The organism is Dyella sp. 01N448 (assembly GCF_056399225.1).
Window position 1 is genome coordinate 122216 of record NZ_JBFTQX010000008.1, and the last position, 15317, is coordinate 137532.

17 protein-coding genes are annotated in these 15317 nt (G+C 62.9%); 11 read left to right on the plus strand and 6 right to left on the minus strand.

Annotated elements, in window-relative coordinates:
* Positions 1-234 precede the first annotated feature (234 nt).
* The 4 genes from AC1DKY_RS15220 to AC1DKY_RS15235 all read left to right on the plus strand — a co-directional run bounded on the left by AC1DKY_RS15220 (position 235) and on the right by AC1DKY_RS15235 (position 4348).
* Positions 235-1662: a TonB-dependent receptor gene (locus tag AC1DKY_RS15220; RefSeq protein WP_441603062.1), complete on the plus strand. Its 1428-nt coding sequence runs from the start codon at positions 235-237 to the stop codon at positions 1660-1662.
* Between the two features lie 8 nt (positions 1663-1670).
* The gene (locus AC1DKY_RS15225) at positions 1671-2474 is read left to right on the plus strand and encodes a hypothetical protein (protein ID WP_441603061.1); all 804 of its coding nucleotides are present in this window, start codon (positions 1671-1673) and stop codon (positions 2472-2474) included.
* 518 nt (positions 2475-2992) lie between these two features.
* Positions 2993-3457, plus strand: coding sequence for a hypothetical protein (locus AC1DKY_RS15230; RefSeq protein ID WP_441603060.1), 465 nt, complete (start codon positions 2993-2995; stop codon positions 3455-3457).
* 678 nt (positions 3458-4135) lie between these two features.
* A complete protein-coding gene (locus AC1DKY_RS15235) occupies positions 4136-4348 on the plus strand; it encodes a hypothetical protein (RefSeq protein ID WP_441603059.1) in 213 nt (70 codons plus the stop codon).
* 202 nt (positions 4349-4550) lie between these two features.
* On the opposite strand, the gene AC1DKY_RS15240 is transcribed toward AC1DKY_RS15235, so the two are convergent.
* A complete protein-coding gene (locus AC1DKY_RS15240; RefSeq protein ID WP_441603058.1) occupies positions 4551-4931 on the minus strand; it encodes a VOC family protein in 381 nt (126 codons plus the stop codon).
* A 75-nt stretch (positions 4932-5006) separates the two neighbouring features.
* On the opposite strand from AC1DKY_RS15240, the gene AC1DKY_RS15245 reads away from it, so the two are divergent.
* Together AC1DKY_RS15245 and AC1DKY_RS15250 are read left to right on the plus strand one after the other, a co-directional pair.
* Entirely contained in the window at positions 5007-6935 is a 1929-nt protein-coding gene (locus AC1DKY_RS15245) for a DNA repair helicase YoaA (RefSeq protein WP_441603057.1), read from the plus strand.
* Positions 6936-7099: 164 nt separating this feature from the next.
* Positions 7100-7468, plus strand: a complete 369-nt coding sequence (locus tag AC1DKY_RS15250; protein WP_441603056.1) for a VOC family protein — start codon at positions 7100-7102, stop codon at positions 7466-7468.
* 2 nt (positions 7469-7470) lie between these two features.
* Here the strand turns inward: AC1DKY_RS15250 and AC1DKY_RS15255 are convergent, their stop codons facing one another.
* Together AC1DKY_RS15255 and AC1DKY_RS15260 are read right to left on the minus strand one after the other, a co-directional pair.
* Entirely contained in the window at positions 7471-8274 is an 804-nt protein-coding gene (locus tag AC1DKY_RS15255) for a helix-turn-helix domain-containing protein (RefSeq protein WP_441603055.1), read from the minus strand.
* Between the two features lie 94 nt (positions 8275-8368).
* Entirely contained in the window at positions 8369-8740 is a 372-nt protein-coding gene (locus AC1DKY_RS15260; protein ID WP_441603054.1) for a nuclear transport factor 2 family protein, read from the minus strand.
* 185 nt (positions 8741-8925) lie between these two features.
* Here AC1DKY_RS15260 and creD point away from each other — a divergent pair, with 185 nt between their 5' ends.
* Complete coding sequence (creD, locus tag AC1DKY_RS15265) at positions 8926-10269, plus strand: cell envelope integrity protein CreD (RefSeq protein ID WP_441603053.1); 1344 nt, start codon at positions 8926-8928, stop codon at positions 10267-10269.
* Positions 10266-10955: a tRNA (adenosine(37)-N6)-threonylcarbamoyltransferase complex dimerization subunit type 1 TsaB gene (tsaB, locus tag AC1DKY_RS15270; protein ID WP_441603052.1), complete on the plus strand. Its 690-nt coding sequence runs from the start codon at positions 10266-10268 to the stop codon at positions 10953-10955. Before creD ends, tsaB begins: the two co-directional genes overlap by 4 nt.
* Positions 10956-10978: 23 nt before the next feature.
* Here the strand turns inward: tsaB and AC1DKY_RS15275 are convergent, their stop codons facing one another.
* Positions 10979-11365, minus strand: a complete 387-nt coding sequence (locus tag AC1DKY_RS15275; protein WP_477179991.1) for a helix-turn-helix domain-containing protein — start codon at positions 11363-11365, stop codon at positions 10979-10981.
* A gap of 112 nt (positions 11366-11477) precedes the next feature.
* On the opposite strand from AC1DKY_RS15275, the gene AC1DKY_RS15280 reads away from it, so the two are divergent.
* Together AC1DKY_RS15280 and AC1DKY_RS15285 are read left to right on the plus strand one after the other, a co-directional pair.
* Complete coding sequence (locus AC1DKY_RS15280; RefSeq protein WP_441603050.1) at positions 11478-12224, plus strand: glucose 1-dehydrogenase; 747 nt, start codon at positions 11478-11480, stop codon at positions 12222-12224.
* A gap of 124 nt (positions 12225-12348) precedes the next feature.
* Positions 12349-12756 carry a DUF302 domain-containing protein gene (locus AC1DKY_RS15285; protein WP_441611267.1) on the plus strand — a complete coding sequence of 136 codons (408 nt, stop codon included), beginning with the start codon at positions 12349-12351 and terminating at the stop codon, positions 12754-12756.
* Here the strand turns inward: AC1DKY_RS15285 and AC1DKY_RS15290 are convergent, their stop codons facing one another.
* Together AC1DKY_RS15290 and AC1DKY_RS15295 are read right to left on the minus strand one after the other, a co-directional pair.
* Positions 12757-13188 carry a GFA family protein gene (locus AC1DKY_RS15290; RefSeq protein ID WP_441603048.1) on the minus strand — a complete coding sequence of 144 codons (432 nt, stop codon included), beginning with the start codon at positions 13186-13188 and terminating at the stop codon, positions 12757-12759.
* Between the two features lie 53 nt (positions 13189-13241).
* The gene (locus AC1DKY_RS15295; protein ID WP_441603047.1) at positions 13242-14261 is read right to left on the minus strand and encodes a YeiH family protein; all 1020 of its coding nucleotides are present in this window, start codon (positions 14259-14261) and stop codon (positions 13242-13244) included.
* 86 nt (positions 14262-14347) lie between these two features.
* Here AC1DKY_RS15295 and AC1DKY_RS15300 point away from each other — a divergent pair, with 86 nt between their 5' ends.
* A complete protein-coding gene (locus AC1DKY_RS15300) occupies positions 14348-15226 on the plus strand; it encodes a LysR family transcriptional regulator (RefSeq protein ID WP_441603046.1) in 879 nt (292 codons plus the stop codon).
* Positions 15227-15317 lie beyond the last annotated feature (91 nt).

A 15317-nucleotide genomic window follows, 5' to 3' on the forward strand; every position in this document is an offset into this window, starting at 1 on the left:
CTGAGTAGGTATCGATTGATTTTCTTGTAGGCAAGTTAAACCTGGCTTTGGTGAGTCCAATCACCAAGCCATTCTTGTGATTTTTGTAAGAAAAAGACCACGTTTGACTTGTTAAGCACGTTTTGATTGTCTGCTTCCCGCAGCGCGGAGGGCGCTGCATCCGGAGCGCGCTTGCGTTGGTGTCGACGACACCGACACGGACCGCTATCGCCTTTCACTGGGGAGCAACTCGAAATGATTTCTCGTAGCGGATCGCCTTCGTTCGATTTACGCCTGCTGGTGCTGGCCATCGCCCTGAGCCTGGGCAGTGCCAGTGTGCTGGCGCAGAGTACGGCGGGCGACATCTCAGGCACTGCGACTTACGCCAGCGGCGCAGTCGTGGTCATCAAGGGTCTGGATTCGGGTTTTTCCCGCTCGGTTGAGTTGGCCGCCGACGGAAAGTTTCGCGTGTCGTCGTTGCCCAGCGGCCGATATGAAGTACAGCTGTTGCGCGACGGCCATCGGCAGAACACCAGCCAGGTGACCGTGTTGGCCGGCCAGACCACGCAACTCGATCTCGGCACCGACGCTGCCCAGGCGACGCGCCTGAGCACCGTGACGGTCAATGCGCATGCGATCTCGTCCATCGACGTCAGCTCGTCGGAAACGCGTACCACCTTCTCGGCCTCGCAGCTCAACGCGCTGCCGGTGCCGCGCGACATCGTCAGCGTGGCGACGCTCGCTCCGGGCGTGACCAAGGGAAATGGCGTATTCGGCAACCTGCCGTCCTTCGGCGGCTCGTCGGTCGCCGAGAACAGCTATTTCGTCAATGGATTCAATGTCACCAATCTCTATAACAATTTGTCGTTCGGCAAAGTGCCGTTTCAGGCCATCGAACAGCTGGATGTGCAAACCGGCGGCTACGGGGCGCAGTACGGGCTGTCTACCGGCGGTGTGACCTCGGTCAATATCAAGCGTGGCACGAACGAGTGGAAGGGCGGTGTGAGTTGGACCACTGCTCCGAACTGGGCGCGAGAGAATGCACCCAACGTCAAGCGTGATAACGGCACGACCTTCCGCGACTACGATAAAAACAGCAGTAGCAGCAACACATACGACGCATGGTTGGGTGGCCCGCTGATCAAGGACAAGCTATTCCTCTTTGCGTTGGGCGAGTTCACCAGGTCGAGCAGCACCACCTATAGCGCTTCTTCCACCACAAGCCTGAGCAATGCGAACTCGACGTCTACCGCAAACGACCTCACCACCAAGAGCCCGTACTGGGTGGTGAAGCTCGACTGGAATATCAACGATGCCAACCACGTCGAATACACCGGTTTCAACAATACGGACAGCAATACCTACAGCTACTACAACGCCCCCTATGTCGACGGCGTGCCATCCAAGACAACCTACAAGGGCGATCTTCACAGCAAGTTCGGTGGCCTGACGCAAATCGTCAAGTACACCGACTACCTCACCGACGATCTGACGCTGACTGCTCAGTGGGGCAAGATGGACAGCGCCAATTCCACCTATACGGTCAGCCCGACCGGCATCACGACCCGCTACAACGGCGATATCAATGCACCGGCCTCCGGCTGCGCGTATACCGCGTACAACGGAACGCCACGACGATCGACGACACCTGCGATTCGCGCCCGTTCTACGCGGAGGCAGTGAAGCAGGGCATGGGCGATGCTTGGGACGACCAGTGGTCCGTTCCAACCGGCATGGGCGGCTGCTGGATCTACAATCCGGGAAGTGCGCTTACGTTGACGACCACACTGGACGGCTCGCCTCGCACGTTCAACGTGACGATCCCCGGCAGCACCTTGGGGCCGCGCGCCAAGCGTTCTTATCAAGGCGTGGTGTTCAGCGCCGAGAAGCAATCCGAGAAGTACTACGTCAACGCCTCCTACACTTGGTCCAAGAGCTACGGCAACACCGAGGGCCTGGTGAAATCCAGCAACGGCCAGGACGATACCGGCACCACGTCGGATTTCGATTTCCCGGAAATCATGGTCGGCGCCAATGGCTACCTGCCCAACGATCGCCGGCACGCCATCAAGCTCTACGGCGCTTACAAGTTCACGCCCGAGTGGTCGGCAGGCCTCAATTTGCTGGCGCAATCGGGTGCGCCGATCAGCTGCTATGGCGGTGGCGGCGGTACGCTGGGTACCCGCTTCGGCTATGGCGCGCAGTTCCATGTCTGCAACGGCGAAGTCAGCGCGGAGGGAACCTCGGGACGCACGCCGTGGCTGTGGACGGTCAGCCCGAACGTGATCTATCAGCCCTCGTGGGCAAAAGGCCTGAGCATGCAGCTCTCGGTGATCAACCTGTTCGACAACGACTCACCGACCTTTGTCTACGAACAGTACGAAACCATTTCCAACAGCGGGCGCAAAACGCAGTACACACACTACAAGCTGCCCAAGTACTTCAACACGCCGCGTTATGCGCGACTGCAGTTGCAGTACGACTTCACGCTGTAAGTCCTAAGTCGCCGATGACCGGCCAGTGGTGTCGGGCCTAGGCGAATGGAGTGACCTCCAGTCCTGGGGGCACCCTTGATGAAGCGTCACCCCGATCGCGCGTCGTCAAGGAAGCAAGCCGGATCCGCAAGGGCGGTGCACGCCAGGAACATTTGGCGTGCATCCGGGCGTGAGCTTGCCGGGTCAATCTTGCGAAGGCAGCTAGGCCCTGGGGCGCTCTTCCATCAGGCCCACCAGATTCCCTTCGGGATCGCGCAGAAAGACAGGCAGGCACGGGCCAGGCAGGCACGGACTGGAGGTAGTTAAATCAAGTTAACTACTCACGTTCCGTAGGATGAGGCTGCACTGACGCTGCGTCCGCATATTCCCAACGACAGGCGTGGCAAATCCCTACCTGCAACCGATGCCAAGCGGCATAAAGGAGCGGCGCTCCAGCGTCGATACCTGAGACGAGGAAGCCTTTCACTCAAGGATGCCCCGCCTAGCGGCGGACTCGTCAAGGACACCAGGATAGACCCATGCATATCCCGCCGATCAGGACGCCATCGCCCCGTTCCAACGGAGCCAAGCTGCAACGCCGGTTTTCCAACGACAGCGGCTACGTCGATAACCCCATCGAGAACAGCTCCACTCAAGCTGCGCTGGCGTCTGCCTCCGACAAGGTCAAGCATGCGCTCAAAGGCGTGGACCTTACCAATATCCGGCCCACCCAACTGGCCAAGCTCGCGTCGACGCTGTTTGCTGAGGGACAGATCTCCGGCATTTCGGCCGGAACCATGATTGTGCAGCAGGTGGATGGCGACGCGCCCATCAACCTATTGCAGGTGCTCAAGCGGCAGGAGGGCGCGATACAGTGCATGAAGGGCCTGCCGTTGTTCAAGGAATGCAGCGCCGGCTATGCCGAGGTGGAAGCCACCACCAGTAAGCTGGCCGATTTCATCCGTGCCCTCACATCGTCGGCAGGCGTCGATGTGAGGGCCTGAGCGCCCTGCCTTCAGGAAAAGGGGGCCGCTGTATGTCAGGGTGAAGTTGCCACCACCCGTCGACGGCGCGCTATAGCCCACGATGCGATAGGAGCCCGGTGAAAGGTTCGGCAGATAGGCGCTGCTGCCTTGTGTGTTGCTGTCGAAGATATAGCCCCACGTGCCGTTCGGGAGCACCTGAACCTGGTAGCGGTCGTGGATCCTGACCATGGTAGCCGTCCCCACGCCCGTACACCGCACGCTCCAGGACGCAAGCACCTTGGCGCCCTGCGCGATCACGGTGCCCGAGACCTGGTTGTTGTTGGAGTAGACGTTGCAATTGCCGCCCATGGTGAACGGCGAGGCCAAGTGGTTGCCGTCATTGGGCTCGATAGTCACTGGTGCGCTGCTCACGCCGATGGACAGCGCGGCGATGGCGAGCAACGAGCCGATAATACGAGACCGTGTCATTGGAAAGTCCTTTTCGTGAGCGCGGGATGGCGCCGCTCGAGTGTTCTCAGCGACGCGCACGAATTTGTGACCCTGCGCACGCCGACGTCACGCACCGCGAAAGATCCATCGGTCACTGCGAATGCTCACAGCACGACGAGGCGATGCATTGCAACCGCCGACGGCGACTGGCATTGAGCAGCGTGGCTCTCGGGACGCACGCCGTGGCTGTGGACGGTCAGCCCGAACGTGATCTATCAGCCCTCATGGGCAAAAGGCCTGAGCATGCAGCTCTCGGTGATCAACCTGTTCGACAACGATTCACCGACCTTTGTCTACGAACAGTACGAAACCATTTCCAACAGCGGGCGCGAAACGCAGTACACCCATTACAAGCTGCCCAAGTACTTCAACAGGCCGTGTTATGCGCGACTGCAGTTGCAGTACGACTTCACGCTGTAAGTCCCAAAGTCGCCGATGACCGGTCCGTGGTGTCGGGCCTCGGCGAATGGAGTGACCTCCAGTTCTGGGGGCACCCTTGATGAAGCGTCACCCCGATCGCGCGTTGTCAAGGAAGCAAGCCGGATCCGCAAGGGCGGTGCACGCCAGGACCATTTGGCGTGCATCCAGGCGTGGGCTTGCCGGGTCGATCTTGCGAGGGCAGCTAGGCCCTGGCGCGCTCTTCCATCAGGCCCACCAGATTCCCGTCGGGATCGCGCAGAAAGGCCAGCCATAGCGTGTGGTCGGATAGCTCCGCGGTCGCCTGCGGCTCGCGTTCGCCCACCGCGCCGTGATCGAGCAGGGCGCGAAAACTGTGCTCGATGTCCGGGACCTTGAAGTAGAGGATGGAATTGCTGCCAACGTTGCCGTGGCCCTGGGGTGTCGACAGCATCAACCGTATGCCGCCCGCATCGAGAAACGCCAGGTTGGTGGCGGGGCGGAACAGGAAGGGCAGCTCGAGGATGTCGCGATAGAACGACAGCGCTGCATCGACGTCGCTGACGGTGACAGCGATCTGGCCGATGCCGGTGATCCGTGAGGACATGGCGAGGCTCCACGGGTGGGAAGGGCACAGTCTAGAGTATTCGCGGATGCGACCGAGGTCGGCGATACTGGGCGGATGATCGATCACGAGGATGTTGCGGCGCTGCTGGGCACGGAAGGCCCCTTCGCCCGCGAGCTGCCCAATTTCGCCCCGCGCGCCGCCCAGCAGGCCATGGCGCGCGCGGTGCAGCACGCCATCGCCGAGCGCGAGACGCTGATTGCCGAGGCGGGCACGGGCACGGGCAAGACGTTCGCCTATCTCGTGCCGGCGCTGCTGTCTGGCGAGCGCGTGATCGTGTCCACCGGGACCAAGGCGCTGCAGGACCAGCTGTATTTCCGCGACTTGCCGCGCATGCGCTCGGTGCTTGATGTGCGCCTGAAGACGGCCTTGCTCAAGGGGCGCTCCAATTACCTGTGTCTCTACCGGCTCGATCAGACCGTGCGCGAAGGCGCGACTTTCGACCGCGCCCAGGCTTCCCAGCTGGCGGCGATCCGCGCCTGGTCGGCGCGCACGCGGCGCGGCGATCGCATGGAGTTGGCCGAGGTCCCGGAAGAATCGCCGATGTGGCCGCGCGTCACCTCCACGCCGGAAAATTGCCTGGGCGTGGAGTGTCCGTTCTACGACGATTGCCACGTGATCAAGGCGCGGCGCGAGGCGCAAGAAGCTGAGCTGGTGGTGGTCAACCATCACCTGCTGTTCGCCGACCTGGCGCTCAAGCAGGAAGGGTTCGGCGAGATTCTTCCCGGTGCCAGCGCGTTCATCCTGGACGAGGCGCATCAAATCCCCGAGCTGGCGGGCCAGTTCTTTTCGCAGAGCCTCAGCGCACGTCAGCTCACCGATCTGGCGCAGGACAGCCTGAGCGAATGCAATGGCGTCACCGGCGCCATCGGCTTGGTGCTTGAGCCGGTCGAGGCCATGCAGGACGCCGTGCGCAAGCTGCGGCTGAGCATGGATGGCCTGGCGGAACGCGGCCCGTTCCATCAGCTGGAAAGCCATCGCGAGATCAGCGACAAACTGCACGAGCTGCGCGACGTGCTGGCGGCACTGACCGACGTGCTGGCCTCGCAGGCGGAACGTTCGCGCGGTTTCGCCAACGCGCACGAACGCGCTGCCTTGATGAGCGAACGGCTCGATCGTATCGCCGAGCGCGAAAGCGAGCGGGACGTGCGGTGGTATGAGCTGTTTCCGCGCGGTTTCGCCTTGCACGCGACGCCGCTCGATCTGGCCGCGCCCTTGCGGGCCATGCGCGAGCAGACCCGGGCCGCCTGGATCTACACGTCGGCGACGCTGTCTGTATCCTCCAGCTTCGATCACTTCGCGCGGCAACTGGGGCTAGAAGATCCGCAGACCTTGCAGGTGGAAAGCCCGTTCGACTATCCCAAGCAGGCGCTGTGTTATCTGCCGCCCGGCTTACCCGACCCGTCCGCGCGCGACTACACCGACCGCGTGATCGAGACAGTGCTTCCCGTGCTGCACGCATCGAATGGGCGCGCGTTTCTGTTGTTTACCTCGCATCGTGCGCTGCGCCGCGCTGCCGAGTTGCTGCAGGAACGCGTGCCTTGGCCGCTGTTCGTGCAAGGCACCGCGCCGCGCCATCGGCTGCTGGAAGAATTTCGCCAGAGCGGCCACGGCGTCTTGCTTGGTGCGGCCAGTTTCTGGGAAGGCGTGGATGTCGCCGGCGAAGCGCTCAGCGTCGTGGTGATCGACAAACTGCCGTTCGCATCGCCCGATGATCCGGTGCTGCAGGCGCGGCTCGAGGCACTCGAACAGGCAGGCATCAACCCGTTCATGGGATGGCAGGTACCCAGTGCAGTCATTGCGCTCAAGCAGGGCGCAGGGCGCCTGATTCGTGATGTGCATGATCGCGGCGTGCTGGTGCTATGCGATCCACGATTGACCAGCAAGGGTTACGGACGTCTGTTCCTCAACAGCCTTCCGCCCATGCCGCGCACCAAGGAGCTGGTCCAGGTGGCCGCCTTCTTCGACGACACCTCCCCCGGTTAACGAGAACCTTGTAGGAGCGCACCCTGTGCGCGACCGCGGCCCATCGATTTGCCCCGGTATCCGGCATGACCGCGCCCATGAGGTCTCGCCGTGGAAAGGCACTAGCCTCCAGCCTTTCCCCGAAAGATGATAGGCGTCTTACCCCCAGCGCAGAGGGCACCAACATGGCAAAGGTCATCGGACTCGGCGGCATCTTCTTCAAGTCGCGCGACGCCAAGGCGTTGAACGAGTGGTACGCCAAGCATCTGGGACTGCCCGTGCAGAAATGGGGCGGAGCCCGCTTCAATGAAGACTCGGCGCGCCCGGGCTACACACTCTGGTCACCGTTTGCGGCCGACACCACCCATTTCGCGCCCAGCACGCTGCCGTACATGATCAATTTCCGCGTGGATGATCTTGACGCACTGCTCGCCCAGCTGCGCGCCGACGGCGTGACCGTCGAGGACAAGGTGGAAGAGAGCGAATTCGGCCGCTTCGGCTGGATCATGGATCCGGAAGGCACGCGCATCGAACTGTGGCAGCCGCCGGCCTGAGCTTAAGTGCGGGCGGCCATCTCGCGCAGATGGTGCGCGGTCGCTTCGTCCGCGGGAACAAAAGCCTCCAGGGCGAGTTCGGCCAGCGTGATATCCATCGGCGTGCCGAATACCGTGGTGGTGCTCAGCATCGACAGCGTGACATCGCCCAGTGCCAGTTCCATGGGCACTGCGATGTCGCCGCTGAGTACGTGGTGTTCGTCGGCATCGTCGCCGGGATAGCTGCGCAATTCCTGAAGTAAGGCGACCAGCGCCGGGTCGTGCGTGGCATCGATCTGGCGACGCAAGCGATCGAGCAGGTGCGCCCGCCACACCGGCAGATTGCGGATATGCGGTGCCAGCCCATCGGGATGCAGGCTGAGGCGCAACACATTGATCGGCGGCTTGAGCCATTGCGGTACCAGTCCCGCCAACATGCGCTGCGTGGCCTGGTTGCTTTCGATCAGATTCCAGTGGCGGTCGATGGCAAGCGCAGGATACGGCTCCAGGCCTTTCAACAGCAGGCGGATTGAACCGCGCACGGTGGCAAACGCAGGATCGTCGAACGTGCGTTCGCGATAGACGGGTGCAAATCCTGCCGCCACCAATAGTTGATTGCGTTCGCGCAAGGGAATCTCCAGGTATTCCGCCAGCCGCAGGATCATGTCGCGGCTCGGTTGCGAGCGGCCCGATTCCATGAAGCTCAAATGGCGCGTGGAAATCTCCGCGCCGCTGGCCAGGTCGAGCTGGCTGAGTCGGCGATGGCGTCGCCACTCTCGCAGCAGGTCGCCCACTGGACGGGCAAGCGTGGAAACCATGGCGCTCATGCATTACTCCGTCGTGCCTCGTTGCAGCGATGTTCCCACGAGGACGCATCGCCGGCCCATGCCGGACGGCGGGGTTGCCGTCCGGCGATGAGACTTAGACCAGCTGCGGTACCTTGTCGAGAAAGCCGAACACCTGGCGAATGCGTCCGTCTTCCATCGCTGCAACATCGAAGCCGATCACCAGCGGTTCGTCCGCGCCCGGCGAGGCAAGATGCCAGTGGAAGCGCAAGGTGTCGTGATGCGCATCGACCACGCCCGCCAGCGCGAAGCGGTGACCCGGAAACATCTCCTGTACGGCAGCGACGGTGGCGTCGATCGCCTGCCAGCCCTTCGCGTCCACCATCGGATCGGTGTAGCGCGCATGTTCTGCGTAGACGTCTTCGATCAGGCTGCGGCGGCGCAGTGCGTCGGTTTCGTTCCAGCTGGCGATATAGCGTTCGGCAAGCGTGTGGGCGTGGTTGGTCATGGCATGTTCCTCCGTGGGTTGGTGTGGGAACAGCTTGCGACCGGCGCCGCATGGTTGCGATTACCTCAGGGGTAATGAGTTGCGCCCCGGTTCTGCCACAGTTTGCGCGCGAGTCGACAGCCAATCGCCCGCCCGATGGCCCGGAGGCATGTTTTCCTGCAGGCTCCGATACTAAGGATGGGGCCATGGGACACTGGATGAAGAGCTGGACCGCCAAGGTGCTGGGCGTGGGCCTGCTGGCGCTGCTGATGTTGCTGCCGTTATGGAAAGTGCAGTCGCTGGTGGACGAGCGACAAGGCATGCGACGGGCGGCGATCGATCAGATTGCCCAGGGCTGGGGCGGCGAACAGGTACTCGGCGGGCTGGTGCTTGCCGTGCCATCGCACGAAAAGGTCGCGATGACCGGCGGCGAACTGCGCGATGTAGCCGATACCACCCTGGTGCTTCCCGACACTGCCGACATGAGCATTGGCATGTCGGTGGACAAGCGCCGCTACGGCATCTACGAAGCGCCCGTGTTTGCTTCCACGGTCGAGCTGCACGGCAAATTCACTGCGGAAGACATCGCACAGCAGCGCCAGATGGATAGTGCCGTCTGGCAGGATGGCAAGGCCGAATTGAGGCTCGCAGTCGGCGATCTGCGTGGCTTGCAGGAAGTGACCGAGTTGCTGGTCAACGGCAAGCCGCAACGCTTCGCATCATCGGCGGCGACGATTGCAGGTGCGTCCTCCACAGTTGTTGTGCCACTCGATCTCGAGGCGCTGAACGGCCAGCCGATCGAGTTTTCCGTGAAGCTGAAGTTGGCGGGCACGCAATCGTTGCAGCTATTGCCGCTGGCGCGCACCACCGAGGTGACGATGCATGCGCCATGGCCCGACCCGAGTTTCATCGGCGCGGCTTTGCCGCTGGAGCGCACGGTGAATGCGCAGGGCTTTTCGGCGCGCTGGCACACGCTGGATCTCAATCGCAAGTTCGGCCAGTCGTGGCATGCGAGCGATGCGCGCATCGACGGCGCCGTGCGCGACGCGGCTTTCGGCGTGGCGTTGTTCCAGCCGGTGGATGTCTATCAACGCAATGTGCGCGCGGGAAAGTACGGCCTGCTGTTCATCACGATGACCTTCGTGGCGTTCTTCCTGTTCGAAGTGCTCAGGCGCCTGCGCGTGCATCCGGTGCAATACCTGCTGGTAGGTGCGGCGCTGACCGCGTTCTATGTGCTGTTGCTGGCCTTGTCCGAACAGATAGGCTTTGGACTGGCCTATGCGGTGGCCGCGGGCGCGGTGGTGGCGATCGTGGGCGGCTATGCCATGGCGGTGCTCGGCGCGCGCCGTGCAGGCCTGTTGCTGGGCGGCTCGCTCGCCCTGGTTTACGCCATGCTCTACGTGGTGCTGGCGGCCGAGGAATACGCCTTGCTGATTGGCGCGATCGTCCTGGTGGTCACCGTGGCCCTGCTGATGTACCTGACCCGCCGCATCGACTGGTACGCCAGCATGCCTGCGGCGGCCGGCCCGGCTATCATGGAGCAGCCATGAATCTGCTTGCCATCGAAACCTCCACCGAAGCCTGCTCCGTCGCCCTGATCCATGGCGACGAAGTAGTCGCCCGCAGCGAAATCGCGCCACGCCGTCACGCCGAACTGGTGCTGCCCATGGCCGACGCCCTGCTTGCCGAGGCCGGTCTGGGTCGGCACGCACTCGATGTGATCGCCGTGGGCCGCGGCCCGGGCGCCTTCACCGGCGTGCGCCTGGGCATTTCGCTCGCCCAAGGCATGGCGCTGGCGCTGGACGTGCCGGTGGTGACGGTGTCATCGCTGGCCGCGCTGGCGCTGGAAGCGCCTGAAGACGATGCGGCCATCCTGGCCGTGATCGATGCCCGCATGGGCGAGATCTACGCCGCAAGCTACCGACGCGACGACAACGGCGGGCTCATCGAGCTCGATGAAGAACGCGTGTGCATGCCCGCCGCGCTGAGCTTGTCAGTGGCGCAGGCATGGCACGTGGTCGGCACCGGTTGGAGCACCTATGCGGACGTGCTGCGTCCGCATCTCACCGGCGAACTGCGCTCCGCGCAAGGCGCGCGCTATCCGCAGGCGCGCCATGTAGCCGAGCTCGCTGCACCCGAATTCCTGGCGGGTCGCGCCGGCGCGCCGGAACACGCCTTGCCGGTGTATCTGCGCGACAAAGTCGCGCTGACGCTGGTAGAGCAGGGCAAGGCCTGAGCTTGCTCCTTGCGGCGGCTGACTCAGCCGCCGTGCACGCCTTCGCCAACGACGAGCTTGGGCGCAGCATCTTGCTTGCGTGCAGCGCACTGGATGCTCTGGGCGTGTTTGATTGCGGGCAGCAATCCCGGAAAACGTTCTTCGATTTCCGCGCAACGCGTGGTGTTGAGCATTTCCACGCCGCGGYGTTCGCTGCGTATCAGGCCGGCTTCGCGCAGCGCACGAAAATGCTGTGACAGCGTGGACTTTGGAATGCAGCGGTTTTCCAGCTTGAGAAATACGGAGCAGCTGTTCGCGCTGTCCGCACAGGACAGTTGCCAATATATGGTGGCGCGCACCGGATCGGAGAGGGCATGCAGGATGCCTTCGACGGTGACATCGTCAATGGATGGGTGGGTCAGGGGCCTCATGTGCTCATTTTAGCAGCACTTGAAATCTAGTTCTTAAGTTCGTATGTTACGAACTATGGGACAACAACTTGTCCCAATCCCTTCTACACACAAACCTGAACAGGTATCCGTCATGAGCAAGCTCAAAGGTAAAGTGGCTGTTGTTACCGGCGCATCCAAGGGTATTGGTGCCGCCATCGCCAAGGCGCTGGCCGCCGAAGGCGCTTCGGTGGTGGTGAATTACGCCTCCAGCAAGGCCGGCGCGGATGCCGTGGTCGCCGAGATCACCAAGGCAGGCGGCAAGGCCGTGGCCGTGGGTGGCGACGTTTCCAAGGCAGCTGATGCGAAGGGCCTGGCCGATGCAGCCGTGTCGAACTTCGGCCGTCTGGACATCCTGGTGAACAACTCGGGCGTCTATGAATTTGGCGCGTTGGACGCCATCACCGAGGAGCACTTCCACAAGCAGTTCAACGTAAACGTGCTTGGCCTGTTGCTGACCACGCAGGCCGCGGCTCGTCACATGAAGGACGGCGGCAGCATCATCAACATCGGCTCGCTGGTCTCGCGCATCGTGCCGGCCGAAAGCGCGGTGTATACGGGCACCAAGGGCGCCGTGGACGCGATCACCGGCGTGCTGTCGCGTGAGCTTGGCCCGCGCAAGATCCGCGTCAACGCGGTGAATCCGGGCATGGTGGAAACCGAAGGCACTCACACCGCCGGCTTCATCGGTTCGGACTTCCATCAGGGCGCCATTGCGCAGACCCCGCTGGGCCGCATCGGCCAGCCGGACGACATCGCCTCCATCGTGACCTTCCTGGCCTCCAACGACTCCTACTGGCTCACCGGCGAGCAGCTCTACGCCGGCGGCGGCATGCGCTGATCCATCGCGTTTGGCTGTATGACGCACCCCGGTGTGGGCCGGGGTGCGTTTTTTTTTGCATGCGTCGGATTAACGCGCATGGGCTGAAAATGCCTCGTTATTTCACCCGTAACGAGGCAACCGGATGTCCAGCCAGAGCAACAACGGGATCCTTCAATTCCAGTCAGCGTTCGATGTGCCCACCACCATCGCCAAGCTTCGCGAGGCGGTGGAGTCGCACGGCGCAACGGTGTTCGCGTTGATCGACTTCAGTGGCGACGCGGCGCGGGCCGGCCTCACCATGCGTGCGGAGCAAATGCTGATCTTCGGCAATCCCAAGGGCGGTACGCCACTGATGCAGTTGGAGCCGGTGGTGGGACTGGATCTTCCGCTGAAGGCGCTGGTATGGGATGACGGCCACGGTGCAACCTGGATTGCTTGCAACACGCCGGAGTACATTCTCGGACGCTATCGCTTACCGGAAGCGCTTGCCGGAAATCTGGCGGGGCCGTTGGCCATCCTCAAATCACTGGCGCTGAAGCCTTCTGCGTGATCAGGCGCTGCGTTCGATAAAGCTGACGTTGGCGATCCAGTTCGACTGCCGACGCGCAAGTTTGGTGCCCAGGTCTTCTTCGCTGAAACTCGCCGCCCGATGCTGCAGCAAGCCGGTGTCGAGATTGTCGATCGTGTTGACGTTGACCACGGCGTAGACCTGACCATCCACCGTGCAGGTCACCAGCGGTACCGCACCACATTGGCGGCAGATGTGGAACGCTGCTGTGCCGGTGCCAAACGCGTAACGGTTCACCAGTTCCTGATCGCCGATGGTGACGCGTAGCTCGCCATCGGGTTTGGACGTCCAGACGGCACCATGCTTGGTGCAGAAGGTGCAGTCGCAGGCGCGCGCGGGGATCTCGACGGGATCAGGTTCCCAGCTGAGCGTGTAGGCAATATTTCCGCAGTGACACTGGCCCTGGAGCTGCATGGTGGCGTCCCATCGACATGACGTTGAGCGCCAAGCGTAAACGATCGCCGCGTTTACAGCTGCCCGATCACCAATTGCACGACCAGACTGCTCACGGCCACCGCCGCCCAGACACCCAGCCCCAGCAGGATAGGCCGCGCACCCGTGGAGGCCATCTTGCGCAAATTCGCCGAGAGGCCGATCGCCGTCAGTGCCACGATGATTAGGAACTCCGCCGCAAGGTGCAGCGCCGGCTGGATCGCCACCGGCACCAGGCCCGCCGTGCGAATGGCGGAGGCCACCAGGAACCACAGGATGAACCAGGGGAAGATGCGGGCGAGGCTGAAATCCGTGGCGCCTTGCTTCTTCTGCTTCCACGCGGTGGCGAAGGCGAGGATCAGGCAGATCGGGATGATCAGCGTGGCGCGGGTGAGCTTGACGATGGTGGCGTAATCGCCAGCCTCCTTGCTGAAACTGTACCCCGCCGCGACCACCGAGGAAGTGTCATTGATGGCGGTGCCCGCCCACAGGCCGAAGCCCAGATCCGAAAGATGCAGCAGGTGCCCCAGCAGCGGGAACAGCAGCACCGCGACCAGGTTGAACAGGAAGATGGTGGAGATGGCGAACGCGGTGTCGTGTTCGTCCGGCTTGATGATCGGCGTGACGGCGGCAATCGCCGAGCCGCCGCAAATCGCCGTGCCCACGCCGATCAGTATCTTCAGCTTGTCCTGCACCTTCAGCAGTCGTCCCAGGCCCCATGCGGTGAGGAAGGCGACCGTCATCGTCACCAGCGTAACCGAGAGCGATTCCAGCCCCGTCTTGGCCACCTGATTGAGGCTCAAGCCGAAACCCAGCGCAATGATCGACCACTGCAGCACCTGCTTGCCGGCAAACTGGATGCCGGGCGTGTAGCTGCCGCCCGGAGCCACCGTATTGCGCACCAGGATGCCCAGCACGATGCCAAACACCGGGCCGCCGATCAGCGGGGCGACTTTGCCCAGCCCCAACGCGACCAGGGCGATCACCACCGACAGCAATAAGCCGGGAAGGCGGGAAGGCGTGGGGGTGGTGGGAATGGCGACGGCGGCGTTCATGCGGTTCTCCTGCGATGGCAGCATTTTCCGCCTCGCCGTCCATCAGAAAAACTTTGAATTATTGATGGCTGTTATAAGATAGCCTGATGATCAATATCAGCCCGCGCCAGCTGGAGGTGTTCGTCCAGATCGCACGTCTCGGCAGTGTGCGTGCGGCGGCCGAGATGCTTCATCTCACCCAGCCGGCGGCGAGCATGGCGCTGGCGGAGATGGAGCGGCAGCTCGACGCTGCCGTGTTTGCCCGCGAGCGCGGCCGCTTGCGCCTCAACACACGCGGACGGGAGTTGCTGCCGCTGGCGCAGGAGCTGCTGGAGCGCTATGCAGAGTTCGGACGCCTTGGCAGCGGCGGCGTCGATGAGTTGGGCGGCGAGCTGCGCGTGGGCGCGAGCAATACGGTGGGCAACTATCGCGTGGGCGAACTGCTCGGCGCGTTCGTGCGCGCGCATCCGCATGTCTCGGTCCGGTTGCGCGTATCCAATACATCGGAAATCGTGGCGTCCATGCTCGACCATGGACTGGAGCTGGGCTGCGTCGAAGGGCCGGTCGCCCACCCGTCGCTGGAAGTGCGCCCGTGGCGCGACGATGCGCTGGTGGTCTGCGCGTCGCCCGATCATCCGCTGGCGCGCAAACGGCGACTGGAGCCGGAGGATTTCGCAGGAACCCGTTGGGTGCTGCGCGAACCGGGCTCAGCCACACGGAGTTTGAGCGAGCGTGCGCTTGCCAGCCTGCCGCCCGGCGAAACCGTGCTGGAGCTGGATCAGGCTGAAGCGATCAAGCAGGCCGTGATCGCCGGCCTTGGCATCGCATGTATTCCCGAGGTGGCCATCATCGACGCGGTGGCCGCGGGGCGGCTGAAAGTGCTGCGCACGCCGTTTCTCGATCTGCATCGCAAGCTGTCGTTGCTGTTGCATCGGCAGCGTTATCGCGGGGCGTTGATTGAGGCGTTTTTAGCCAGCGCAGCCTGAGGGCCTCAAAAAAACTGTGGGAGCGCACCCTGTGCGCGACCGGTTGTCGCGTCAGGCCAGTCGCGCACAGGGTGCGCTCCCACAAAAAAAC